Consider the following 24,249-nt stretch of genomic DNA (forward strand, 5'->3'; position numbering starts at 1 on the left):
TTCAACCTTGACCGCCGCGACAACCCGCTCGCGCAAATCCATCGAATATCCAGCCATCGATGCTGGCCTCCTGCCCAGCATCGATGTTGAATCAGATCATTGCTGATTTGGGAATCCAACGACTCCTACAAATCTCATCCCGCTCTAGACGAAGCGGGAAGATGGGGTGGTCAACCAGGCAGCGGCGCATGCCATGAAAGACAAAAGCCGCGCTGGCGGGCCAACGCGGCTTTGCGATGGCCACGCTGGCTCGCCTATTTCGTTTGGAAGCGCGCGACCGAGAGGAACTTCACCGCGTTGCCGGTGAAACGGCTTGCGTCCGGCACCTGGCCATCCGCCTGGAAACCGGCCGTATACACTTCGCTCGGCGGCGTGTGCACGATGTTGTAGGCGTAGCGCGGCGCCGTCGTCGGGTCGGAAACCGAAGCAATGTTGACGCCGCTGCCCAGCGCCCAGCGCGCGGCTTGCGGCGGCGGCGCCACCACCATGGCCTTGGGCCCGGGCTTCAGATCGTGAGCGGACGCCCTGCCTTCCTTGGCCGTCGTCTTCACACTGCCGCCGATCGCCTTCGCGGGATCGGTCCCGGCCGGAAGCGCGGCGATGGCCTGGCGCGGCGAGGCCGCATCGACGCCCGACGGATCGTTGAACGCGGAGCGCGGCTCGGGTTCGGTCAGCGACGCGAGCTGGTATTCGGCGCCGGCGCCGCCGGCCTCGACGGTCGCATTGGCCTGTTCGAGAACGGCTTTGACCTCATCCTGCTTGCCGGGCTGCGGCCGTGCGGTCGGCAGCACTGAGAACGCATCGGTCGCGCTCTTGTCCTGCGAAGCGGTTTCGGCCAGCGCCAGAAGCACGTTCTTGTCCTTCGACGCCAGTTCCGCCGGCGTCGAGTGGTCGGGACGCCAAGTCGGCAGCGGGATGTTGTTGACCGCCACCTGCGCCGGATCCGTGCTCGCGGCCTCCGCGGCGCTGGCTGTGCCGAACGGAACCTTGTCCGGCACGGGCGCCTGGGCCGTCGCAACCGCCTGCTCCGTCGTCGTAGAGGCATCCGCCGTGGCGAACGGCACGTTCTGCGGCGTCTGCTGGCCGACATCGACCTTGGGACGCGGCGCGAAGTCGGGCAGCGGGATTTCCTTCGGCGGCAGCGCGGCGATGATCGTCTCGGGCGTATCCTGCTGCGGCTGTTGCGAATCGTCGGCGCTGTCATCCGCGTTCTGCGGAATGTTGGCGCGCTTGGCATCCTTCGGCGAAACGATCGCGATGCCCGGCAGGTTGCTGCTGCGGGCCGTGGCAGCGCTGGCGACCTGAACCTGCTTCACAGCTTTCTGCTGAGGCGCCGGAGCGCTTTCATCGGCCGCGTCATCGGCTTCGTCGGCGCCGCCGCCGAACAAGGCGGCAAGCAATCCGCCGGAGCGCTTGGTCGAGCCACCGGCGCTGGCCAGTTCGATATTGGGCGTGCCGGCGCCCTTGCGCGCCTGATACGCTGCCACTGCTTGCTCATAGCCGGGCAGCGGGCGTCCGTCGCTCGGCACATGCAGCGTCTTGCCGTTCGGGAACAGGCTGACCAGTTCCTGGCGGCTGATGCCCGGCCAGTGGCGCACATTGCCGACATCCATATGGACGAAGGGCGAACCGGAGGTCGGGTAATAGCCGACGCCGCCGCCCTGCATCTTGAGGCCGATGTTGCGCAGCTTCTTCAGCGGCACGCCTGGGATGTAGAAGTCCATCGCCTTGCCCAGCATGTGCTGGCTCTTCTCGGCGACGCCGCGGCTGCGCGAACGCAGCAGCGCATTGGTCGACGGCGAGCGGTAGCCGCAGACGACCTGAATATAGTCGGTAGCGCCGCTTTCGCGATAGGCTTCCCAGACCAGGTCGAGCAGCCGCGGATCCATCTTGGTCGGCTCGTTGCGGCGCCAGTCGCGCAGAATGATATTGATCTTGCGCAGGCCTTCCGCATCGTAGCGGCCATTGCGCTTGTAGACGATCTCGGCCTTCTCATGCGTGTGCAGATGGTAGAGCTTGAGCGTACGGACTTCTGCCCTCGCGCCCGACGTCGCAGCGGACAGAAACCCGACGGCCAAAATCACAAACGTCAGCCACCTCGGCCAGACACTCATGTGAAAATGCCGCCCGTTTTTGTGTCGTTCGACTTTGTTCAAATCAAATGGCTTTCAGGCTGCCGTTTGTCCCCGGATTTGACCAAACGGATGCGTCGCTTTCACATCCGAATATCGATCCTAATGGTTAATCATCTTTTATTGAAGCCGAAATGCGGTAACACCGTGGCGATATCCCGTCAAAAATGATGCACAGCATTTCGTGGTAAACCGCTGGTTTAGATCATGAATCCGGCCTCGGCCAGAACACGATCTGTTACCGTTAGCGTTAATGTGTGATCCCCGGCAACGCCAACCGCTGAAAACCCTGCGTTTTCACGTCAAAAGCGACAATTTGACTCGGATTTTAGGCGGGCAAGCTGGTTCGAGGCTTGCCTGTCACGAGGCAAGCCGGTCGACGCGACCAGCTTCGGGATCAATGCCATATTCCTTCAACTTGCGGTAGAGCGTCGAGCGGCCGATGCCCAATCGGCGGGCGACTTCGCTCATCTGACCGTTATAATGGTCGATCGCGAGCTTGATCATTTCGAGCTCGACATCGGCCAGCGCCCGCACATTGCCGCGCTCGTCGAGCGCACGGAGCGTTCCGAAACGCGGCTGCGGCCTGGCTGGCGCCTGGCCATCGGCCAAGCCGGCCTCCGTTGCATTGGCGACGGTCTCATCCGGTTGCCGGGACGCGTCCGCGGTCGTTTCGGCGACGACGGATGCCGGTTCCGTTCCGAGATTGACAGTTCCTTCCACCTGCGCCCGAATCTGCGGGAACTCCTCCGCGGTCAGCACATCGCCCTCGGCAAGCACCGAGGCCCTGAAGACCGCATTCTCCAGCTGGCGGATATTGCCCGGCCAGTCATAGGCCTGCAGCATCGCGAGCGCTGTCGCCGATATGCCGGCAAGGCGGCGGCGCGGATCGGTCGGAGCGACCTTTTCCATGAAATGCCGGACCAGATAGGGAATGTCGTCGCGGCGGTCGCGCAGCGGCGGCACGAAGATCGGGTAGACGTTCAGCCGGTAGAACAGGTCCTCGCGGAACTTGCCGTCCTTGACCTGCTGCAGGAGGTTCCGGTGCGTGGCCGAGATCAGGCGGATATCGACCTTGACGGTCGAGCGGCCGCCGACCGGATCGACCTCGCCTTCTTGCACGGCGCGCAGCAGCTTGACCTGGACGTCGAGCGGCAGGTCGCCGATCTCGTCGAGGAACAGCGTGCCGGAATTCGCCTCGACGAATTTGCCGGTGTGCTTGTCGGTGGCGCCGGTAAAGGAACCCTTCTCGTGGCCGAACAGGATCGATTCGACGAGATTGTCCGGGATGGCGCCGCAATTGACGGTGACGAACGGCTTCGAGCGGCGATCGCCGCTGCCTTGGATGGCGCGTGCCACCAGTTCCTTGCCGACGCCGGATTCGCCCTCGATCAGGATCGGGATGTTGGAGGCCGCCGCTTTCTGCCCAAGGCGTATCACCCGGTCCATTGCCGGGCTGCGCGTGATCATGTCCTTGAAGGTGAGATGGCCACCGCCGCGGCGCCGCGACGCGCGCTTCATCTCGTCCTCGACAGCCTCCACCTTGAGCGCGTTGGAGATCGCGGTCTGCAACCTGTCGGGCGACGCCGGCTTGACGACGAAGTCGAAGGCGCCGTGCCGCATCGCCGAGACGACGGTTTCGATGCCGCCTTGCGCCGTCTGCACGATGACGGGAATGTTGATGGCGCGCTCGCGCATCGCCTTCAGCACGCCGATGCCGTCGAGGCCGGGCATGACGAGATCGAGAATGACGACGGAGACCTCGCGCGCGTTCGGCCCGTCGAGCGCGTCGAGGCCCGCCTCGCCGCTATCCGTGACGATCGCGCTGTGGCCGAACTTGGTCAACGCGGCCTCGACCAGCCGGCGCTGGACCGGATCGTCATCGACTATGAGTATGGAACCTGTCATGACTGTTTGAGTTGTCCGCCCGAGAAAATCCCCATGGATCATCTTGGCACAGGGTTCTAAATAAGGTTTCAAAAAACCCGGTGAACGAATTCCTTAGGATTTGACCGGCTTCTCCTTTCCCTTTGATTCTGGCCCCTTGGTTCAAAGAAGGTATCGTTGATGCGCATGATGTTTGGTCGGCGGCTTGCGGCGCCAACGTCCGGCCAGGGCGCGGCGGGGCTTGGCGACCTGCCGGAGTGGAATCTCGCCGATCTCTATGCCGGCATGGAAGCGCCCGAGCTGAAGCGCGATATCGCCAGGGCGGCCAGCGACGCCATCGCCTTCGAGACCCGCTGGAAAGGCACCCTTGCCGCGGAAGCCGAGCGCGGCGCCGCCGGCCGGCTGGGCGAGGCGCTCGAGGCCTATGAGGCGCTCGAGGAACTGATCGGCCGCATCGTTTCGTATGCCGGCCTCGTCTATGCCGGCAACACCGCCGATCCGCAGCGCGCCAAGCTATATGGCGACGTCCAGGAAAAGATGACGGACGCCAGCGCGCATCTCCTGTTCTTCGCGCTCGAGCTCAACCTGATCGACGATGCGGCAATTGAGGGCGCTCTATCCGCCGACAAGGCGTTTGGCCACTACCGGCCCTGGGTGCTCGACCTCAGGAAGGACAAGCCCTACCAGCTCGAGGATCGCGTCGAGCAGCTGTTTCACGAAAAGTCGGTCACCGGGCGCGGCGCCTGGAACCGCCTGTTCGACGAGACGATGACCGACCTGCGCTTCGAGATCGACGGCGAGGAGCTGACGCTCGAGCCGGCGCTGAACCGGCTGCAGGATTCGAATGGCGAGGTGCGCCGCCGCGCCTCCGAGGCGCTGGCCGCCACGTTCCGCAAGAACCTGCGCACCTTCACGCTCATCACCAACACCTTAGCCAAGGACAAGGAAATCTCCGACCGCTGGCGCGGCTTCCAGGATATTGCCGACTCGCGCCACCTCGCCAACCGTGTCGAGCGCGACGTGGTCGACGCGCTGGCCGCGGCCGTGCGCGAGGCCTATCCGCGGCTCTCGCACCGCTATTACGCGATGAAGGCGCGCTGGCTCGGCATGGAGGTGATGAACCACTGGGACCGCAACGCGCCGTTGCCGGAGACGCCGCAGGCGGTGATCAGCTGGGACAACGCCAGGGACACGGTGCTCTCCGCCTACCAGCGCTTCTCGCCGGACATGGCCGAAATCGCCCGCGGCTTTTTCGACCGCAGATGGATCGACGCGCCGGTGCGGCCAGGCAAGTCGCCCGGCGCCTTCGCCCATCCGACGGTGCCGTCGGCGCATCCTTACGTGCTGCTCAACTACATGGGCAAACCGCGCGATGTGATGACGCTGGCGCATGAACTCGGCCATGGCGTGCACCAGGTGCTGGCCGCCGGCCAGGGCGCGCTGATGGCCTCGACGCCGCTGACGCTGGCCGAAACCGCCTCCGTCTTCGGCGAGATGCTGACCTTCCGCTCGCTGCTCGAGCAGACCGGCGACAAGCGCGAGCGTAAGGCCATGCTCGCCCAGAAGGTCGAGGACATGATCAACACCGTCGTGCGCCAGATCGCCTTCTACGAGTTCGAGCGCAAGGTGCATGCCGAGCGCAAGAACGGCGAGCTGACCTCGGACAGGCTCGGCGAATTCTGGCTGGAGGTGCAGGCCGAGAGCCTGGGGCCGGCGATCAAGCTGCGCGAGGGATACGAGGTCTTCTGGACCTATATCCCGCATTTCATCCACTCACCCTTCTACGTCTATGCCTATGCCTTCGGCGATTGCCTGGTGAATTCGCTCTATGCCGTCTACCAGAATGCCGAGCGCGGATTTCAGGAGAAGTATTTCGAGATGCTGCGCGCTGGCGGCACGAAGCATCACTCCGAGCTTCTGGCGCCCTTCGGCCTCGACGCCACCGATCCCGCTTTCTGGCAGATCGGCCTTGGCATCATTGGTTCGCTGATCGACGAATTGGAAGCGCTCGATAGTTGACGACAACTACGGCGCAGGCATCGGCCGCAATAGTTTAGCCGGGATGCATATTAGCAAGGGTCTATTCTTGCCCTAAATAGCTGTTCTTGAATAACTCTCCGCCGCATTTTTCAACTGGCTTTCGACAAGCCATATGATAGCGTCCGGCCTCAAGCTCAGCCGGACGCATAGCGCAGGCCAGAGATGGCCGGCCGCGACGCTACGGCGAATGCGACGATGGCCGTCGGCCCGGACAAGGCCGAACGCCGATGGCTCGATTGAAGCCGGCGGTTCCGCCGACGACGGAACCTTTGACGATCCTTGGCGTGAGCTCGCCTTTCCGGGCCTCGGCCGACAGATCGGACTGGAGAGGGAAATGACTTTCTTCTACATGCTCCTGGCGTTCGTTGTGGGTATCCTGGTTGGCTGGTTCATCTGGGGTCGCCTGCGCGGCGAGCTCGACAGTCTGCGTGGCGATCTCGACCGCACGCGAAGCGAGCGCGACAGGCTGCGTGCCGATGGCGATCGGTTGAAGGGCGAGCTCGATGCCTGCGGCCGTGCCCGCGCCGATCTTGAAAGCCGGCTGCGCGACGCGCCCTCCGCCAAGGCCGGCTTCGACAAACCCGCCGCGCCGGCAGCAGCGGTGACGCCGGCGACCGCGACAAAGGCAGTTCCAGCGAGGCCGGCCGCCGCAAAGAAGCCGGCGGCGGCGAAGACCGCGGCGGCGAAGCCGGCGGCCAAGTCCGCCGCGCCCAAGAAGGCGGCAGCGCCCGCGGCCAAGAAAGCCGCCGCGCTCCAGGCCGCGGCGGGCAAGGCCGACAATCTGCGCCGCCTCATCGGCATCGGCCCGGTCAACGAAAGACTGCTCAAGGGCCTGGGCGTCACCACCTATGCCCAGATCGCCGCCTGGACCGCCGCCGACGTCAAGCGTATCGAAGACGTGCTCAATTTCGACGGCCGCATCGCGCGCGAAAAGTGGATCGAACAGGCGAAATTGCTGGCCGCCGGCAACGAGGCCGAATTCGCCCGCCAGTTCCCGACGGCCGGAACCGCAAGCAACACCTGAGCAACCAGCCTGGTTGGCAGCAAGGCGGCGTCTTTTGGACGCCGTCTTTGTTTTGGGCCAGCGACCTTTGCGCCGCCCGACGCCGCTCCCTCGATTGCGCCACGCCGGGCCCCCATATAGAGCGGTCGACTTGGAGCAATTTCAGGAAAAGTGTGTAGCGGTTTTCCGTTCGAAATTGCGCCAAACAAAGAGATTGTCCGCATCCGAGGCTCATGTCCCTGCCCGCAGCCATTTTCCGCAACGACGCGACCGCTCGGCAGCTGGTCTTCGAGCGACCGCGCGAGATCATCGTCGCGCAGGACGCCGAAGGGTTCATGCCCGCGCTGGAAAGGGCGCAGGCCGCCTCGGACTCGGGCAAGTGGCTGGCGGGCTATTTCTCCTACGAAGCCGGTTACCTGCTCGAGCCGAAACTGGTGCCGTTGCTGCCCGACAGTCGCCGCGCGCCGCTGGTCTGCCTTGGCGTCTTCGACGCGCCTGTCGAGCAGGCGGTGCCGCAAAACGCGGGGGCTGCCAGCAACGGCCCGATCTTCGATGCAAGGGCAACATGGTCAGCCGAGGACTATGCCCGCCGCTTCGCGCGCCTTCACAACCACATCCGCAAGGGCGATTGCTACCAGGGCAACCTCACCTTCCCGGTCCGTGCGCATTGGTCCGGCGATCCGCTCGCCGCCTTCGACGCGCTGACCGAACGCCAGCCGGTCAAATATGGCGCTCTGGTCTCGCTCGGCGACCCGATCGTGCTCTCGCGCTCGCCCGAATTGTTCTTCGAGATCGATGACGACGGCATGATCGAAACGCACCCGATGAAGGGTACCGCGCCACGCGGCGCGACCAAGACCGAAGACGCGCGGCTGAAGGCCTTCCTGCGCAACGACGAGAAGAACCAGGCCGAGAACCGGATGATCGTCGACCTTTTGCGCAACGACATCTCGCTGATCAGCGAAGTCGGCACGCTGGACGTGCCGGAACTGTTCCGCATCGAGACCTATCCGACGGTGCACCAGATGGTGAGCCGCGTGCGGGCCCGGCTTTTGCCCGACATCGGCATCCGCCAGGTCTTCGCCGCGCTCTTCCCCTGCGGCTCGATCACCGGCGCGCCGAAAATCCGCGCCATGGAAATCCTGCATGAGCTGGAAGACGCGCCGCGTGACGTCTACTGCGGCGCCATCGGCTGGATCGCGCCGGGCGGCAGGATGCGGTTTTCGGTAGCGATCCGCACCATCTCGCTCTTTGCCGACGGCGAGGCCGTCTACAATGTCGGCGGCGGCGTCGTCTTCGATTCGACCGCCGAGGAGGAGTATCGGGAGTGTCTGTTGAAAGCGCGCTTCGCGACGGGAACGGCGCCGGCTTCGAACTGATCGAGACCATGCGCTGGGAGCCTGGTTCCGGGTTCCTGCGCTTCGAGCGCCACCTTGGGAGGCTTTATGCCTCCGCCGCCGAACTCGGCTTCGCCTGCGATCCCGGGCGGATCGGCGAAGTGCTATCGAGCACCGTTGGCGGGCACGGACTTGCATTGCGCGTGCGCCTTGCCTTGCAGCGCAATGGCGAAGCGACGGCTGCGGCTCAAGCCTACGAACCGCTGCCGGCGGACAAGGTCTGGCGGCTTCAGCTGGCGCGCGTCCGGCTCGATTCCGGCGACACGCTGCTGCGCCACAAGACAAGCCGACGCCAGGTCTACACCCAGGCACGCGCTGAATATCTCGCAACCCGCGCCGACGAGGTGCTGCTGGCCAACGAGCGTGGCGAGCTCTGCGAGGGCACGATCACCAATCTCTTCGCCGATTTCGGCGACGGCCCGCTCGCCACGCCCCGCCTCGACTGCGGCCTTTTGCCTGGAATATTGCGTGGCCAGCTTCTGGACGAAGGCCGCGCCGTGGAAGCGATCTACAGCTTCGACGATCTGAAGGCGGCGAAGGCGATCTTCGTCGGCAATTCGCTGCGCGGGCTGATCCCGGCGCAACTGGGCTGACACCTTGAGCGGTGCACTGTTTGAAGCAAGGAATGACCATTCGCCAGCCGACCCACACGCCCTATGACGGATCCTCGAAACTCTTCGCCATCGGGCTGAAGCCGCTCGACTTCGATCGCTGGATCGAGGTCGATGAATTGCTGTTGCCGCATCTGGCCGAAAAGCAGCGGCTTTACAGGGAGATCCCGCAAAAGGTCTTTGTCGAGGAAGACGGCACACGCGGCGCTCAGCGCGAAGTGCTCGACCTGCTCGCCGCCCATCTCGAGGCCGCGCATTCCGGCATGCACCGCCGCGACGGAGCCGATGTCGAGCCGGTCGGTTTCGAGGGGACGATCGACAGGCTGCCTCCTGCCCTGCGCGAGGCGCCGCTGGCACAGGCTTCGCTGCTCGTCCAGGAAGACCTGATCCTGATGCGCCGCGACGAGCGCGGCTGGCGGCTCGCCGCCGGCTCGCTCTGTTTCCCTTCGTCCTGGTCGCTGCTGGAAAAATTCGGCAAGCCGCTGCAGGAGATCCACGCGCCGGTGCCTGGATTCGGACCCGGCACGCGGCCGGCCGAGCTCATCAACCGCATGTTCGACGGCCTGCAGGGCCAGGCGGTCGAGCGCTTCAACTGGTCGATCCAGGCGGATGACAGGCTCTATCATCCGCTCTCCAATGTCGAGCGCATCGACCGCGCCACCAACCGCCCGAGCCGCTTCCCCGACGGCGATGTCGACGCTCATGCCTTCATCCGCGTCGAGCGCCAGACGCTGCGCAAGCTGCCCCTTTCGCGCGACATCCTGTTCACCATCCGCATCCATCTCGATCCGCTCAAGGTGCTGGCACGGCATCCGGACCGGGCGACGCTGGCTGCATCCTTCGTGGAGCAGCTCAACGCGCTCGACCAAGCCCAGCTCGACTACAAGGGCCTGACCGCCGACCGCGACCGGCTGGTTGCATTCCTCGGCGGCATGGCCGGGGCGGCTTAACCACGCCGCCAAGCCGGCTTGACCGGCGGTTGGCGCTTTTCGCTGGTTTATGACATTGATCTGTGGTGTAGCGCTTGCCCGTCGGGCGAAAAATGCCCGTTTTGCGCGTGTTTGAAGGAGTGTGCGAAAAAATGGCGAATGAAAACTGGCCCGTTTACGGTGAAATCACCGGTCCTGTCGTGATGATCGGCTTCGGCTCGATCGGGCGGGGAACGCTGCCGCTGATCGAGCGCCATTTCAAGTTCGACAAGTCACGCATGACGGTCGTCGACCCGCGCGACACCGACCGCAAGCTGCTCGACGAGCGCGGCATCACCTTCGTCCAGGACGCGGTGACCGAGAAGAATTACAAGAAGCTGCTGACGCCGCTTCTGACCAATGGCGGCGGCCAGGGCTTTTGCGTCAACCTGTCGGTCGACACCGGCTCGGTGGACCTGATGAAATTGTGCCGCAAGCTCGGCGTGCTCTACATCGACACCGTCGTCGAGCCGTGGCTCGGCTTCTATTTCGACGCCGAGGCCGACAATGCCAGCCGCACCAACTATGCGCTGCGCGAAGCGATGATCAAGGAAAAGCAGGACAAGCCCGGCGGCCCGACGGCGGTCTCCACCTGCGGCGCCAATCCCGGCATGGTCTCGTGGTTCGTCAAGAAGGCGCTGGTCAACCTCGCCACCGATCTCGGTCTCGAGTTTTCGGAGCCCGCGCAGGAAGACCGCGAGGCCTGGGCCAGGCTGATGAAGAAGGCCGGCGTCAAGGGCATCCATATCGCCGAGCGCGACACCCAGCGCACCAAGAAGCCGAAGCCGATGAACGTGTTCTGGAACACGTGGTCGGTCGAAGGCTTCATCTCGGAGGGCCTGCAGCCGGCCGAGTTGGGCTGGGGCACGCATGAAAACTGGATGCCGAAGAACGGCAGGAAGCACAAGCACGGCTCCAAGGCTGCGATCTATCTGGAGCAGCCCGGCGCCAATACGCGCGTGCGCAGCTGGTGCCCGACGCCCGGCGCGCAATACGGCCTCCTGGTGACGCATAACGAGGCGATCTCGATCGCCGACTTCTTCACCGTGCGCTCGAAGAAGGGCAAGCTTCAATACCGCCCGACCTGCCACTACGCCTACCATCCCTGCAATGACGCCTTGCTGTCGCTGGACGAGATGTTCGGCGCCGCCGGCAAGCCGCAGCCGGTCCACCACGTGCTCGATGAGAACGAGCTGGTCGACGGTGTCGACGAACTCGGCGTGCTGCTCTACGGCCACGACAAGAATGCCTATTGGTACGGCTCGCAGCTGTCGCTGGCCGAGGCCCGCAAGCTCGCCCCCTACCAGAACGCCACCGGCCTGCAGGTCACCTCGGCGGTGCTCGCCGGCATGGTCTGGGCGCTGGAGAACCCGACGGCCGGCATCGTCGAGGCCGACGAGATGGACTACCGGCGTTGCCTAGAGGTGCAAATGCCTTATCTCGGACCGGTCAGGGGCTACTACACCGACTGGACGCCGCTGGATAATCGCCCGGGCCTGTTCCCGGAGGATCTGGACAAGGACGACCCGTGGCAGTTCCGCAACATTCTGGTCCGATAGCGGTTCGGCAGGCATGTCTCTGCGCCTTGCAATCGCCCGGAAATCGGGCGATTGAAGTGGTGCGGCCTAGAGCGACGTGCGTCCATCCGGACGCACAAAGTACGCTCTAGCACTTTGAATGAACGCATCGTGCTTTCCGAAAATCGGAAACTCGATTTTCGGGCCGATGCGAGAGGAGAGGATTTTCAAAATGACCATTGCGCGCAAACTGCTTTCGGCAGGCGCCGCGGCAAGCCTTCTGGCTGCGGCCGCCTGCACCACCACCGGTCCCTCGGACCAGCCTTCGATGGGAGCGGCGCCGAAGGGCGTCGAGGGCAACTGGATCGACGCCAAGGGCACCGGCCTGTCGACCTTCGCGGCTGGCAGCTTCACCACCGTCGCCACCGATACCGGTCAGAAGCTGTCGGAAGGCAGCTACACCATGACTGGGGCGACCTCGGTCGAGATCCACGGCACCTCGCTGATCCGACAGACGCCGGTCAGCTTCAACTGCCTGATGGTCTCCACCAGCCAGCTCAACTGCACCAGCTCCAGCGGCCAGAACTTCGTTCTGACGCGCCGGGCTTGAGGCAGCCGATTCGATCGACAGGGACGGTGGCGCAAGCCGCCGTCCCTTTTTTGTGCCGGCAAACATCTCCCCTGATTTGTGCTTGCATCGGCCGGAACCCGATGTGAACATGACCCGAGGCTGACTGTTATTTTCCAGTCAAGCGAAGGCATTAAGCACCTTTGAAGTCAGCTTATCCGGGAGACGAAGATGAAGAAGATTGCCTCGATCCTAGCCCTGTCCGCCTCGACGCTCGGCCTGTCGGCTGGCGTATCTTTTGCCGACTACACGCTGAACATCCTGCATTTCAACGATTGGCACAGCCGCATCGAAGGCAACAACAAATACGAGTCGACCTGTTCCGCCGACGAAGAGACCAAGGGCGAATGCATCGGTGGCGCCGGCCGGCTGATCACGGCGATCGCTGAGCAGCGCAAGAAGCTCGAAGGCCAGAACGTGCTGCTGCTCAATGCTGGCGACAGCTTCCAGGGATCGCTGTTCTACACCACCTACAAGGGTGCCGTGGAAGAGGAATTCCTCAATCAGATCAAGCCCGACGCGGTGACGCTCGGCAACCACGAATTCGACGACGGCGAGACGGCACTGGTGCCTTACCTCGACAAGGCGAAGTTCCCGATCGTCAGCGCCAATGTCATGCCCAACGACAAGTCCGGCGCCGCGGGCAAGATCAAGCCTTCGATCGTCGTCGAGGTCGGCGGCCAGAAGATCGGCATCGTCGGCGCCGTCACCAACGACACGCCGGAGCTCGCCTCGCCCGGCCCCAATATCGCCATCGCGGATGACGTCAAGTCGATCACGGCGGAGATCGAAAAGCTCAAGGCGCAGGGCGTCAACAAGATCATCGCGGTCACCCATATCGGCTACAGGCGCGAGCGCGACGTCATCGCCAAGATCCCGGGCATCGACGTGGTGGTCGGCGGCCACAGCCACACGCTCCTGTCGAACACCGATCCGAAGGCCGAGGGACCGTACCCCACGATGGTCGACAACCCCGACGGCCACAAGGTGCCGGTGGTTCAGGCGGCGTCCTATTCGAAATATCTCGGCGAGTTCAAGGTCGTGTTCGACGACAACGGCAACGTCAAGGAAGCCAGCGGCGCCCCGATCTATCTCGACAAGTCGATCGCGCCCGATCCGACCGTGCTTGCCCGCATCAAGGAACTCGGGGCGCCGATCGAGGCGTTGAAGAACAAGGAGGTGGCCGCGACCACCAAACCGATCGACGGCAGCCGCGAGAATTGCCGCGCCCGCGAATGCGAGATGGGCAATCTCGTCTCCGACGCCATTCTCGACCGCACCAAGGGCCAGGGCGTCGAAATCGTCATCTCGAACGGCGGCGGCCTGCGCGCTTCGATCGACCAGGGCACGGTGACCATGGGCGAGGTGCTGACCGTGCTGCCCTTCCAGAACACGCTGGCCACCTTCAAGATCTCGGGCAAGGACCTTGTCGCCGGCCTCGAAAGCGGCCTCAGCCAGATCGAGGACGGCGCCGGCCGTTTCCCGCAGGTCGCCGGCATCAAATATTCCTTCGACAAGTCGGTCGCGCCCAATGCCGGCCGTGTCAAATCGGTCGAGGTGATGGAGAACGGCGCCTGGACGCCGATCAATCCCGACAAGCAGTACATCGTCGCCACCAACAACTATGTCCGCCAGGGCGGCGACGGCTACAAGGTCTTCGCCGAGAAGGCGACGGACGCCTATGATTACGGTCCCGGCCTCGAGCAGGTGGTGGCCGACTATCTCGGCGCCCACCAGCCCTACACGCCGAAGCTCGACGGACGTATCACCGAGATCGCGGCGACGACCGCGGCGGCTGAGCCGGCAAAACCAGCCGAGGCGGCGCCTGCCGCGACAGCGCCCGCACCGGCAGCAGAACCGGCAAAGCCGGCTGAGGCCGCACCGGCAGCAAGCGAACCGGCAATGCCGGCTTTGCCTTCCGGTTCCAGCGACATCTCCGGCACGCCGCCGGCCGTTCCGGCTGAGACCGCGCCCGCGGCGCCGGCCGCCGAACCGGCAAAGCCCGCCGAAACCGCCCCGGCAGCTCCTGCAGCCGAGCCGGCCAAGCCGGCGCAGGCAACGCCGGCCGAAGCGAAACCGGCCGAGACCAGTCACACCATCGCCGCCGGCGATACCTATTGGGACCTGGCCAAGAAAGCCTATGGCGACGCCACCAAATGGAAGCTCATCTCCGAAGCCAACAAGGATTATAAGCCGCGTCGCCTGCCGCTCGGCGCGACGCTGACCATTCCGCCGGCCGCGAAGTAACCACATCGAGCCGGGGCCGTCACACCCGTCCGGGCAACCGGGCGGGTGTTCCTTTTTCGGGTCCTAACGGGATAAGGTGCGGCCAGACGCAGCATTGAAAACCGGCAGGGCATCGCTAGTTTCCGCGGCGCTACCGGAGACGATTGATGACGATTGCCAGCCCAACCAATGCCGATGCCGCGAAGACAATCGGTCCATTGCCCGCCGGCCACCCGGCCGTCAAACAGGGTAAAATCGGCGTCATGCTGATCAATCTCGGCACGCCGGACGGAATCGAGTTCGCGCCGATGTGGCGCTATCTCAGGGAATTCCTCTCCGACCCGCGCGTCATCGAGCTCAACAAGGCGATCTGGTACCCGATCCTCTACGGACTGGTGCTGACCACAAGGCCGAAGAAGTCCGGCGCCAACTACGCCCGTATCTGGAACCGGGAGATGAACGAGTCGCCGCTGCGCACCTTTACCCGCGCTCAAGGCGAGAAACTCGCCAAGGCGCTCACCGACCTGCCGAATGTCGTGGTCGACTGGGCGATGCGCTACGGCAACCCTTCGACGGCAAGTGTCGCACGCCGTCTGGTCGAGCAGGGGTGCGACCGCATCCTGTCCTTCCCGCTATATCCTCAATATTCGGCAACGACGACGGCGACCGCGAACGACCAACTGTTCCGCGCGCTTATGGAGATCAGAAACGCGCCAGCGATCCGCAGCGTGCCGCCTTACTACGATGAGCCGGTCTATATCGAAGCTCTCGCTCATTCGATCGAGCGGCATCTTGGCACGTTGGACTTCAAGCCTGAGGTGGTGATCGCATCCTATCACGGCATCCCAAAACCTTATTTCGAGAAGGGCGATCCCTACCATTGCCACTGCCTGAAGACGACTAGGCTGCTGCGGACAAGGCTCGGCTGGGACGAGAACAAGCTCATCACCACCTTCCAGTCGCGATTCGGCGCGCAGGAGTGGCTGCAGCCCTATACCGACGTCACCGTCGAGAAGCTGGCCAAGGACGGCGTGAAATCGATCGCCATCGTCAATCCGGGCTTTTCCGTCGACTGCATCGAGACGCTGGACGAGATCGGCCGCGAGGCGGCCGAAACCTTCCATCACGCCGGCGGCAAGAACTTCGCTCATATCCCCTGTCTGAACGACAGCGCGGAAGGCATGGCGGTGGTCGAGACGCTGGTGCGGCGCGAGCTTTCCGGCTGGGTGTGACGGGTTTCACCGGTTATGCATGTCGCCCAGAAGTGTGCAGCGGTTCTGGGACAACGACATGCATCAAGACAAAGAGATAAAGCGCGTCGACTGAGTCCGTTTCAGCGCGGCGCGCTTTAGCTCGAAACCGGTGCGCAAAACCCGCCGCTAACCAATATTAGCGATCACCTGATTGTAACGCTGCGGAAACACACTTAAGTGATTTCGTGAGGTCGCCGCCTTTTGAGGGAGAAACGAAATGGGCTTTAGCGGTTTCGATATTGCCATCATTGTTCTTGTCTTCCTGGTCATCATCCTTCTTTTCAAAGGCATCAAGACGGTGCCGCAAGGTTATAATTACACGGTGGAGCGCTTCGGCCGGTACACCAAGACGCTGACGCCTGGCCTGAACATCATCAACCCCATCTTCGAGCGCGTCGGCGCCAAGATGAACATGATGGAGCAGGTGCTCGATGTGCCGACGCAGGAGATCATCACCCGCGACAACGCCATCGTCGGTGTCGACGGCATCGCCTTCTACCAGATCCTCAATGCCGCGCAGGCCGCTTATCAGGTGGCCGGACTGCAGAACGCCATCCTCAACCTCACCATGACCAACATCCGTACCGTCATGGGCTCGATGGACCTCGATGAACTTCTCTCCAACCGCGACGCGATCAACGAGCGCTTGCTGCGCGTCGTCGACGAGGCGGCGCATCCCTGGGGCATCAAGATCACCCGCGTCGAGATCAAGGACATCAACCCGCCGGCCAACCTTATCGAATCGATGGGCCGGCAGATGACCGCCGAACGCAACAAGCGCGCCCAGATCCTGGCCGCCGAAGGCCTCAAGCAGTCGCAGATCCTCGAGGCCGAGGGCCGCAGGGAAGCAGCTTTCCGCGACGCCGAGGCGCGCGAGCGCTCCGCCGAAGCGGAGGCCAAGGCGACGCAGGTCGTGTCGGAAGCCATCGCCAAGGGCGACGTCCAGGCGCTCAACTACTTCATCGCCCAGAAATACACCGAGGCGCTGACCAGGATCGGCTCGGCTACGAACAGCAAGATCGTGCTGATGCCGCTGGAGGCCTCGTCGCTCATCGGCACGCTGGGTGGCATCGGCGAGATCGCCAAGGAAGTGTTCAAGAACGACGGCACCACCGGCACGCAACGGCAGACGGCGCGCCCGCCGGTGGTTCGCCCGAACGACAACTGATGTCTGCGGCATAGGTGGGCATTATGATAGACCGTATCGTTTCCGAACTCGGCCCGTGGAACTGGATGGTTCTGGGCTTCGTGCTCCTGGTGATGGAGATCGTTGCGCCGGGCGTCTTCATGCTGTGGATCGGCATCGCCGCGCTCATCGTCGGCGCCGTGTCGCTGGCGATCTGGGACGCGGCTTTCTGGACCTGGCAGATCCAGGTCCTGGCCTTCCTGGTCTTGTCGCTGATCTCGGCTTTCGTCGGCAAGAAGCTGATGGCCGGCCGCCACGGCGATGTCGACCAGCCGCTGCTCAACCGGCGCGGCGCGCAGATGGTCGGCAAGCTGGCGACGCTGGCCGAGCCGATCAAGAACGGCCGCGGCCGCATCAAGCTCGGCGACACGCTGTGGCGGGTCTCCGGCCCGGATCTTCCGGCCGGCACGCAAGTGCGGGTCGTCAGCGCCGCCGATACCGACCTGGAATTGACTGTAGAGGCCGTCTGATCTTTCTCAGGCTGCGCCGATGCGCAGCAAGTCATGCAGATGGACGAGCCCGACCGGGCGCCCGCTCTCAACCACCATCAGGCTGGTGATGGCGGAGGTGTTGATCGTCTGCAACGCCGTCGCCACCAGCGTGTTCGGACTTGCCGTCTTCGGCTTCTTGGTCATCACCTGATCGACGCTCATGGAAAGAAGGTCGCTGGCGATGTGGCGACGGATGTCGCCGTCGGTGATGATGCCGACCAGCGCGCCGTCGGTGCCGGTGATTGCCACGCAGCCAAAACCCTTTTGCGACAGCTCCAGGATCGCCTCGCGCATGCCGGTGCCCGACGGCACCAGTGGCAGCCTTTCGCCGACATGCATGATTTCGCGCAGTTGGGTCAGGTTGGCGCCGAGTTGCCCGCCCGGGTGGAAGGTGCGGAAATGGTCCGGCGTGAAGCCGCGCGCCTCGAGCAGCGCGATCGCCAGCGCATCGCCCATGACGAGTTGAAGCAGCGTCGACGTGGTCGGCGCCAGCCCGTGCGGACAAGCCTCCGGCACGGTCGGCAGCAGCAGCACCACGTCGGCGGCACGGGCCAGAGCGGAGGTTTCGCCGGAGGTGATGGCAATCAGCGGGATGGAAAAACGCCTGGAATAGGCGACGATGCCCATCAGTTCCTTGGTTTCCCCGGACCATGACATGGCGATGATGGCGTCGTCGTGGCCAATCATGCCGAGATCGCCGTGATTGGCCTCCGCCGAGTGGACGAAAAAGGCTGGCGTGCCGGTCGAGGCAAGCGTGGCGGCGATCTTGGAGCCTATATGGCCGCTCTTGCCGACGCCGGTGACGATGACGCGGCCCTCGATCCGAGAGATCAGGTCGATCGCGGCGGCAAAAGCCTCGGACAGCCCGTTCGCGAGCGCGGCGGCCAGGGCGGCCACACCGGCCTGCTCCGTCGCTATCGTTCTCAGCGCCGATTCGATCGCAGCCTGCCTGTCCGGCTGCTCTCTTTCTGGGGACCCCGCATGCATGGCGCAAGCGATTAGCGCTTTGCCGCGCCCCTGTCCAACAGAATTGCCGCGACCTGCCGTTCCGGGCGGCTCCAGGGCGGCCGTCTCAACCCTCCGTTAACCATCCGCATTTACGGTTCGGTAAGTATGGCGCAACCGCGCCGCGCAAGCAGTGGTGACGATGTCCGGGGGCCAGTCTGAAACGAAAATAGGTCGGAAGGGCATTGCCATTGCAGCACTGCTGCTGACGGCAAGCGCGCTTACCTTGCTGCGTCCCGCGCCGGCATTTTCGCAGGAAACCGAGCTGCGCGGCGAGGTCTCCGAATCGGCCATACTCGCCGACCAGCAGCGCAAGGCCAGGCAATTGAGGGCGCAAGGGTCGCAGGATCAGAACGCGCCCGCGGCCGCTGCCGCCCAGAATACCACATCGACGACCTACCAGCCGTCGAGCCCCGGCGCCGTTCCCGATGACGATCAGACGGCGGGCGCGACGGACAGCATCTTCGACCAGCCGCAGGCAAAAGACGATCCATTGGCCGCCACGAAGAAGCCGGCAAAACCACGACGGCCCTCGACGGCTAGCCAGCGTGCTCAGGACGCCAAGGCCGGCACCAAGTCGAACACCAAGACCGCCGACAAGAAGAAGGCCAAGAAGAAGTCCGGCGATGCCACCGACGGCACGACCACCGCCACCATCGCCGCCACCGGCAATCAGACTGATGCTGCAGCGACCGACGATGACGGCAGCAACCGCCGCGCCGTCACCATCGACAGCGTCGACAAGCAGAAGCTCGACCCGGGCCAGGAGCGCACCGCCTCAATCGAAGGCCAGAAGGTCAAGCCGGAGGACGATCCCTTTGCCGCGCCGGGCGTCAAGGTCGGCACCTTTGTCTTCCGGCCGACGCTCGAGCAAGGCTTCACGGCGACCTCCAACGCCGATTCCAGCAGCGCCGGCAAATCGGCGGTTCTGTCCGAGACGGCGCTGCGCTTCACCGCGACCTCCGATTGGCGCGAGAATTCAGCCCTGATCACCGGCTATGGCCAGTTCCGCAACAGCGTCTCGGGCGAAAAGATCAACGATGCGCAGGGCCGTATCGAAGGTCAGCTCAATGTCGATCTCGACAACGAGCTGCGCGCCATCGCCAAACTCGGCTATGAAGCGGCACCCGAATCGGCCTCCTCTCCGGATGCGATCGCCGGCGTCACCTCGCAGCCGCTGCGCCAGACCGTGGACGGCAGCCTCGGTCTCGAAAAGAGCGTCGGCAAGATGCGTTACGCGCTGACCGGCGCGGTCTCGCACGATTTTTACGGTGACGCCGATCTTTCGGACGGCACCACGGTCTCGCAGAAGGATCGCGACAATACGCTCTACACCGCCACGCTCCGCACCGGTTACGAGATTTCGCCGGCGCTGACGCCCTTCACGGAAGTCGAGGTCGGCCGCAGGGTCTATGATCAGCGTCTCGACACCGACGATTTCGCCCGCTCCTCGAAGCGGCTCGGAGCGCGCGCCGGCGTCGAGCTCGATATGGGCGAGAAACTTTCGGGCGAATTCTCCGTCGGCTGGTTACGCGAGGCGATCGACGACAGCCGCCTCCCGGCAATCGCCGGGCCGTCCATCAATGCCGACCTCAAATGGTCGCCCGAGCGCGGCACCACGATCGGGCTCACCGGCAAGACCAATGTCGAGACGACCACAACTGCCGGCGAGAGCGGCGATATCCTCTACTCCGGCCGCCTGACCGGCGAGCGCCAGATCCGCGCCAATCTGACGTTGAACTCGGCGCTGGGCCTCGACTGGCGCGATTACACCGGCTCCGACGGCCACGACATGATCCTGAGCGCCGAGGCCGGGCTGACCTGGTGGCTGAACCGCTATGCCGGGCTCACCACCAGGGTGAGGACGGAGAAGCTGACCAGCAACCTGCCTGGACGCGACTACACGGCCAACAGCGTCTATCTCGGCCTGAAGGTCCAGCGCTGACGCCTCGTCGTCAACTCCGAAGAATTGATGACGAAGCACGGTTGGCCTTGGCAGCAACCTAAGAAGCCGCGCCGCGGCGCTCCACCGGCCGCACTTCATCCAGCAGCGTGCGGATGACGCCGGCCATGCTCCCGTTCATGTCGCTGCGCCAGAGCGCGAAGGCGACATTGGCCTCGACGAAACCTTCCGGCGAGCCGCAATCAAAAGTGCGCCCCTTGTAGTGATAGCCGTAGAAGGGCTGCTTTTTCTCCAGCTTCAGCATCGCGTCGGTCAGCTGGATCTCGTTGCCGGCGCCGCGTTCCTGGCTTTCCAGGATGCCGAAGATTTCCGGCTGCAGGATGTAGCGGCCGTTGATGAAGAGGTTGGACGGCGCGGTGCCCTGCTTCGGCTTCTCGACCATTTGGGTGATGCGGAAGCCGTGATGTGTGTCCTCGCCGCGGCCGACAATGCCGTATTTATGCGCCTCCGCCGGGTCGCATTCCTGCACGGCGATGATGTTGTTGCCGGTCTCGGCATAGAGCTCGACCATGTCCTTCATGCAGCTCTTTTCCGACTGCATGATCATGTCCGGCAAAAGCAGCGCGAACGGCTCGTCGCCAACCAGCTCGCGGGCGCACCAGACGGCGTGGCCGAGGCCCATCGGCACCTGCTGGCGCGTGAAGCTGGTCTGTCCCGGCGCGGGTTGCAGCCGCTGCAGGCGGGCGAGCTGGTCATCCTTGCCGCGCTGGGCGAGCGTGTCATAGAGCTCGAACTGGACGTCGAAATGGTCCTCGATGACCGCCTTGTTGCGCCCGGTCACGAAGATGAAATGCTCGATGCCGGCCTCGCGCGCCTCGTCGACCACATATTGGATGACCGGCCGGTCGACGACGGTCAGCATTTCCTTCGGGATGGCCTTGGTGGCCGGAAGGAACCGCGTGCCGAGGCCGGCGACCGGAAAAACTGCCTTGCGAACGCGCTTCATGCTGACACCCCTGCGTTTCGGCCAATTATCCGCTCGGCGACGCGCTCCGCAATCCCCCCCGAGATTTTCATGCCGGAATTCCATTTTCACGCTGGAATTCATTTTCACGCCGGAATGCTGGATTAACGAGCGAGCGGTGAACGTAGAACTAAAGCCCCGATCCCTTATTTTCGTTCCCGGCGGCACCTATGGTAAACTAAATACTAACCCGGTTCGGCGTTGAATGATCCTTCCTGATCTGACGAAGGAGGAAATGATGTCCGTTCGCAACACCGCAAGGCGCCTGACGGCACTGGCGACCGCCGCCGGCCTCACGCTGGCCTTGCTGATGCCTGCCGGACGCGCTTTCGCCGATGCCGGGTTCCGCCAGTGGGTCGCCGGCTTCCGCGCCACGGCGGTCGCGGGCGGTGTTTCGGGCGCCATCTACGACCAGGCTATGCGAGGCATCGAGCCCGACCCGGTCGTGCTGGAAAAGGCCCGTACCCAGCCGGAGTTCAGCGCGCCCGCCTGGGACTATTTCGACAACCGCGTGCATGACCAGTCGGTGGCCAACGGCCAGGCGATGGCGAAGAAATGGAAGCCGTGGCTCGATCGCATCGAGGCGCGGTTCGGTGTCGACCGCAACATCCTTCTGGCCATCTGGTCGATGGAAACGAACTATGGCGAGATCCTCAAGCGCGACGACATCATGCGCAACGTCATCCGTTCGCTTTCCACGCTGGCCTATGGCGACGCGAAGCGCTCGAAATATGCCCGCACCCAGTTGATCGCTGCCTTGAAGATCCTGCAGACCGGCGACATCGACGAGAGCCATCTGATGGGCTCTTGGGCCGGCGCCATGGGCCAGACCCAGTTCATTCCGACCAGCTATCAGCGCTACGCGGTGGACATGGACGGCAACGGCAAGCGTGACATCTGGAATTCGATCCCCGACGCGCTGGCGACCTCCGCCAATCTTCTCAAGAAGAACGGCTGGCAGGCTGGCAAGACCTGGGGCTATGAAGTGACCATACCAGCCGGCAAGCTGCCCGGCGGAGCAAAGACGATCGCCCAATGGCAGTCGCTCGGCGTCGCCAGGGCCAACGGCAAGCCGTTCAAGAACCTGACCGACAAGGCGACGCTGAAAGTGCCGGACGGCCGAGGCGGCCCAGCCTTCCTGATGATCAGGAATTTCTCGGTCATCAAGGCTTACAACAATGCCGACAAATACGCTTTGGCCGTCGGCCTTCTGGCCGACGAGATCGCCGGCGGCACCGGCCTGGTGCAGGACTGGCAGCGGCCTTTCACCAAGCTCAGCTTCGAGGAGCGGCAGGAGCTGCAGAAGCGGCTTTCAGAGCATGGCTATTATGACGGCAAGTTCGACGGCAAGATCGGCGACGGCTCGAAAGCCGCGATCATGGCCTACCAGGCCAAGGTCGGCCTGAACCAGGATGGCTATCCGAGCATGGAAGTGCTCAAATGGCTCCGAAAAAAGTAGAACCCGCGGAAGCGCCAGGCGTCCGTTCAAAGGCGGCACGGACGCTGTAGCGCTTCATACCTGCGCGTGGCGTTTGAGCCACGCGCCAAGGGATGGAGAGGTGTTTGGTTTCGGTCGCGCGTATCAGGCAGGGCATTCGCCGGGCGCCGATCCTGATTCTCGCCCTTGCCGTGCTTGTCGTCACCGCCGCGGGTGCCTTCCATGCTCCGGCATTCGCGCAGGAGGAAAGCCGCGGCTGGTCGCTGCGTGACCTCTTGTTCCCGCGTCGCAGCGAACGCGTCGAGCCACCGATCGAAATCCAGAAAGCCAGGCCGAAGCCGAAGAAGAAACCCAAGCCGCGCCCGCCGGCCGAGCCGGAAACGCCGATCGTCGAGAAGACGAACGACGCCCGGACCGTCCTGGTGGTCGGCGATTTTCTGGCGAGCGGGCTGGCGGAGGGCCTGGACACGGCCTTTGCCGACAACCCTGCCGTCAGGATCGTTTCCCGCGCCAACGGCTCGTCCGGCTTCGTTCGTGACGATGTCTACAATTGGCCAGCCCAGATAAAATCGCTGATCGAAAGCGAAAAACCGGCGGCGGTGATCGTCATGCTGGGTTCCAACGACCGGCAGCAGATGAAGGTCGGCGACGTGCGCGAGCAGCCGCGCTCGGAGAACTGGACCAAGGAATATGAGCGCCGCACCGATGCGCTCGGCAAGGCTATACAGGACGCCAAGGTGCCATTCCTGTGGGTCGGCATGCCGGCTTTCGGTGTGTCGAAGATGAACTCCGACATGCTCGCCTTCAACGACATCTACCATTCGGTCGCTCAAAGCCATGGCGGCGAATTTGTCGACGTATGGGACGGCTTCGTCGATGAGAACGGCGCGTTCGTCACCTCCGGCCCGGACATCAACGGCCAGCCGGTTCGCCTGCGTTCCGACGACGGCATCAACGTCACCAAGGCCGGCAAGCGCAAACTCGCCTTCTACACGGAAAAGCCGTTGGCCAAGATCCTCGGCCTGGCGGCGCCGGGAAGCGTCACCACCGTGTCGGCGCCCGCCGGCGCTCCGGTCGAGGCGCCGAAGCCGGCCGCCGCACCCGTCATCGTCGACCGCACCGCGCCGATGCTGCTCGGCGACCCGTCGCTCGACGGCGGCACCGAACTGCTCGGCGCCGCGCAGCCAGCCAGAGCCGATCCGAACCTGCCGGGTGAAAAACTGGTCGTCGAAGGCAAGGCGGCGGCCGCCTCGCCCGGCCGCGCCGACGATTTTTCCTGGCCGCCTAAGCCGCCGGCGACGGCGGCTGTCGAGTCTGGCGCGACGCCGGCAACTCCTTGACCGACGTTCCTGCGTGGAGCAATTCAGGAAAAGTGTGAGCGGTTGGGCTCGGCGACTTCGCCGTAGCCTTCCGTCCGGAATTGCGTAAAAACAAAAGGATAGGGCCGTTCGCCGTTTTCATGAAACGGTGAACCACTCCAGCGGCAATTTCGCGCCTAGCCGAACAATGGCATTATTGGATTTTGGCCGAAGTCAAAGTC

18 protein-coding genes are annotated in these 24,249 nt (G+C 63.9%); 14 read left to right on the forward strand and 4 right to left on the reverse strand.

Annotated elements, in window-relative coordinates; all coding sequences use genetic code 11:
* Positions 1–254: 254 nt before the first annotated feature.
* Both AC0YKC_RS32085 and AC0YKC_RS32090 read right to left on the reverse strand, forming a co-directional pair.
* The gene (locus AC0YKC_RS32085) at positions 255–2,114 is read right to left on the reverse strand and encodes a peptidoglycan L,D-endopeptidase MepK (protein WP_434723874.1); all 1,860 of its coding nucleotides are present in this window, start codon (positions 2,112–2,114) and stop codon (positions 255–257) included.
* 378 nt (positions 2,115–2,492) lie between these two features.
* Positions 2,493–4,040: a sigma-54-dependent transcriptional regulator gene (locus AC0YKC_RS32090; RefSeq protein ID WP_488513964.1), complete on the reverse strand. Its 1,548-nt coding sequence runs from the start codon at positions 4,038–4,040 to the stop codon at positions 2,493–2,495.
* Between the two features lie 159 nt (positions 4,041–4,199).
* On the opposite strand from AC0YKC_RS32090, the gene AC0YKC_RS32095 reads away from it, so the two are divergent.
* The 11 genes from AC0YKC_RS32095 to AC0YKC_RS32145 all read left to right on the forward strand — a co-directional run bounded on the left by AC0YKC_RS32095 (position 4,200) and on the right by AC0YKC_RS32145 (position 17,318).
* Complete coding sequence (locus AC0YKC_RS32095) at positions 4,200–6,038, forward strand: M3 family oligoendopeptidase (RefSeq protein WP_320293128.1); 1,839 nt, start codon at positions 4,200–4,202, stop codon at positions 6,036–6,038.
* A 355-nt stretch (positions 6,039–6,393) separates the two neighbouring features.
* Positions 6,394–7,083: a proton-conducting membrane transporter gene (locus tag AC0YKC_RS32100; protein ID WP_488513965.1), complete on the forward strand. Its 690-nt coding sequence runs from the start codon at positions 6,394–6,396 to the stop codon at positions 7,081–7,083.
* A 212-nt stretch (positions 7,084–7,295) separates the two neighbouring features.
* The gene (locus AC0YKC_RS32105) at positions 7,296–8,441 is read left to right on the forward strand and encodes an aminodeoxychorismate synthase component I (protein WP_488513966.1); all 1,146 of its coding nucleotides are present in this window, start codon (positions 7,296–7,298) and stop codon (positions 8,439–8,441) included.
* Entirely contained in the window at positions 8,390–9,052 is a 663-nt protein-coding gene (locus tag AC0YKC_RS32110; RefSeq protein WP_488513967.1) for an aminotransferase class IV family protein, read from the forward strand. Before AC0YKC_RS32105 ends, AC0YKC_RS32110 begins: the two co-directional genes overlap by 52 nt.
* 32 nt (positions 9,053–9,084) lie before the next feature.
* Complete coding sequence (locus tag AC0YKC_RS32115; protein ID WP_488513968.1) at positions 9,085–10,020, forward strand: heme-dependent oxidative N-demethylase family protein; 936 nt, start codon at positions 9,085–9,087, stop codon at positions 10,018–10,020.
* A gap of 131 nt (positions 10,021–10,151) precedes the next feature.
* On the forward strand, positions 10,152–11,597 hold the full coding sequence (locus AC0YKC_RS32120; protein ID WP_488513969.1) for a homospermidine synthase: 1,446 nt from the start codon (positions 10,152–10,154) through the stop codon (positions 11,595–11,597).
* Positions 11,598–11,787: 190 nt separating this feature from the next.
* A complete protein-coding gene (gene omp10 / locus AC0YKC_RS32125) occupies positions 11,788–12,165 on the forward strand; it encodes an outer membrane lipoprotein Omp10 (protein WP_320293122.1) in 378 nt (125 codons plus the stop codon).
* 189 nt (positions 12,166–12,354) lie between these two features.
* Entirely contained in the window at positions 12,355–14,430 is a 2,076-nt protein-coding gene (locus AC0YKC_RS32130) for a 5'-nucleotidase C-terminal domain-containing protein (protein ID WP_488513970.1), read from the forward strand.
* A gap of 146 nt (positions 14,431–14,576) precedes the next feature.
* Positions 14,577–15,641, forward strand: a complete 1,065-nt coding sequence (gene hemH / locus AC0YKC_RS32135; protein ID WP_434723881.1) for a ferrochelatase — start codon at positions 14,577–14,579, stop codon at positions 15,639–15,641.
* Between the two features lie 238 nt (positions 15,642–15,879).
* Positions 15,880–16,830, forward strand: coding sequence for an SPFH domain-containing protein (locus AC0YKC_RS32140; RefSeq protein WP_488513971.1), 951 nt, complete (start codon positions 15,880–15,882; stop codon positions 16,828–16,830).
* Positions 16,831–16,853: 23 nt separating this feature from the next.
* Positions 16,854–17,318: an NfeD family protein gene (locus tag AC0YKC_RS32145; protein ID WP_320293118.1), complete on the forward strand. Its 465-nt coding sequence runs from the start codon at positions 16,854–16,856 to the stop codon at positions 17,316–17,318.
* A gap of 6 nt (positions 17,319–17,324) precedes the next feature.
* On the opposite strand, the gene AC0YKC_RS32150 is transcribed toward AC0YKC_RS32145, so the two are convergent.
* Positions 17,325–18,326 carry a KpsF/GutQ family sugar-phosphate isomerase gene (locus AC0YKC_RS32150; protein ID WP_488513972.1) on the reverse strand — a complete coding sequence of 334 codons (1,002 nt, stop codon included), beginning with the start codon at positions 18,324–18,326 and terminating at the stop codon, positions 17,325–17,327.
* 160 nt (positions 18,327–18,486) lie between these two features.
* Here AC0YKC_RS32150 and AC0YKC_RS32155 point away from each other — a divergent pair, with 160 nt between their 5' ends.
* The gene (locus AC0YKC_RS32155) at positions 18,487–20,289 is read left to right on the forward strand and encodes an outer membrane beta-barrel protein (RefSeq protein WP_488513973.1); all 1,803 of its coding nucleotides are present in this window, start codon (positions 18,487–18,489) and stop codon (positions 20,287–20,289) included.
* Between the two features lie 58 nt (positions 20,290–20,347).
* Here the strand turns inward: AC0YKC_RS32155 and galU are convergent, their stop codons facing one another.
* Positions 20,348–21,253 (reverse strand): UTP--glucose-1-phosphate uridylyltransferase GalU, encoded by a 906-nt coding sequence (gene galU / locus AC0YKC_RS32160; protein WP_488513974.1) that lies wholly within the window; start codon positions 21,251–21,253, stop codon positions 20,348–20,350.
* A gap of 256 nt (positions 21,254–21,509) precedes the next feature.
* Between galU and AC0YKC_RS32165 the strand changes: the two genes are divergently transcribed.
* Together AC0YKC_RS32165 and AC0YKC_RS32170 are read left to right on the forward strand one after the other, a co-directional pair.
* Positions 21,510–22,730 (forward strand): lytic murein transglycosylase, encoded by a 1,221-nt coding sequence (locus tag AC0YKC_RS32165; RefSeq protein WP_488513975.1) that lies wholly within the window; start codon positions 21,510–21,512, stop codon positions 22,728–22,730.
* Between the two features lie 104 nt (positions 22,731–22,834).
* Positions 22,835–24,049, forward strand: a complete 1,215-nt coding sequence (locus AC0YKC_RS32170) for an SGNH/GDSL hydrolase family protein (protein ID WP_488513976.1) — start codon at positions 22,835–22,837, stop codon at positions 24,047–24,049.
* Positions 24,050–24,249: the final 200 nt, after the last annotated feature.

This window comes from Mesorhizobium sp. CNPSo 4661, from assembly GCF_057784215.1.

What these genes read in the sequence shown, in the direction of transcription:
- AC0YKC_RS32145 (WP_320293118.1), top strand. Translation starts at nt 16,854, where the DNA reads ATGATAGACCGTATCGTTTCCGAACTCGGCCCGTGGAACTGGATGGTT.
- AC0YKC_RS32090 (WP_488513964.1), bottom strand. Translation starts at nt 4,040, where the DNA reads ATGACAGGTTCCATACTCATAGTCGATGACGATCCGGTCCAGCGCCGG.
- AC0YKC_RS32115 (WP_488513968.1), top strand. Translation starts at nt 9,085, where the DNA reads ATGACCATTCGCCAGCCGACCCACACGCCCTATGACGGATCCTCGAAA.
- AC0YKC_RS32085 (WP_434723874.1), bottom strand. Translation starts at nt 2,114, where the DNA reads ATGAGTGTCTGGCCGAGGTGGCTGACGTTTGTGATTTTGGCCGTCGGG.
- AC0YKC_RS32095 (WP_320293128.1), top strand. Translation starts at nt 4,200, where the DNA reads ATGCGCATGATGTTTGGTCGGCGGCTTGCGGCGCCAACGTCCGGCCAG.
- AC0YKC_RS32155 (WP_488513973.1), top strand. Translation starts at nt 18,487, where the DNA reads ATGTCCGGGGGCCAGTCTGAAACGAAAATAGGTCGGAAGGGCATTGCC.
- AC0YKC_RS32130 (WP_488513970.1), top strand. Translation starts at nt 12,355, where the DNA reads ATGAAGAAGATTGCCTCGATCCTAGCCCTGTCCGCCTCGACGCTCGGC.
- AC0YKC_RS32105 (WP_488513966.1), top strand. Translation starts at nt 7,296, where the DNA reads ATGTCCCTGCCCGCAGCCATTTTCCGCAACGACGCGACCGCTCGGCAG.
- hemH (WP_434723881.1), top strand. Translation starts at nt 14,577, where the DNA reads ATGACGATTGCCAGCCCAACCAATGCCGATGCCGCGAAGACAATCGGT.
- AC0YKC_RS32150 (WP_488513972.1), bottom strand. Translation starts at nt 18,326, where the DNA reads ATGCATGCGGGGTCCCCAGAAAGAGAGCAGCCGGACAGGCAGGCTGCG.
- omp10 (WP_320293122.1), top strand. Translation starts at nt 11,788, where the DNA reads ATGACCATTGCGCGCAAACTGCTTTCGGCAGGCGCCGCGGCAAGCCTT.
- AC0YKC_RS32165 (WP_488513975.1), top strand. Translation starts at nt 21,510, where the DNA reads ATGTCCGTTCGCAACACCGCAAGGCGCCTGACGGCACTGGCGACCGCC.
- AC0YKC_RS32120 (WP_488513969.1), top strand. Translation starts at nt 10,152, where the DNA reads ATGGCGAATGAAAACTGGCCCGTTTACGGTGAAATCACCGGTCCTGTC.
- AC0YKC_RS32100 (WP_488513965.1), top strand. Translation starts at nt 6,394, where the DNA reads ATGACTTTCTTCTACATGCTCCTGGCGTTCGTTGTGGGTATCCTGGTT.
- galU (WP_488513974.1), bottom strand. Translation starts at nt 21,253, where the DNA reads ATGAAGCGCGTTCGCAAGGCAGTTTTTCCGGTCGCCGGCCTCGGCACG.
- AC0YKC_RS32140 (WP_488513971.1), top strand. Translation starts at nt 15,880, where the DNA reads ATGGGCTTTAGCGGTTTCGATATTGCCATCATTGTTCTTGTCTTCCTG.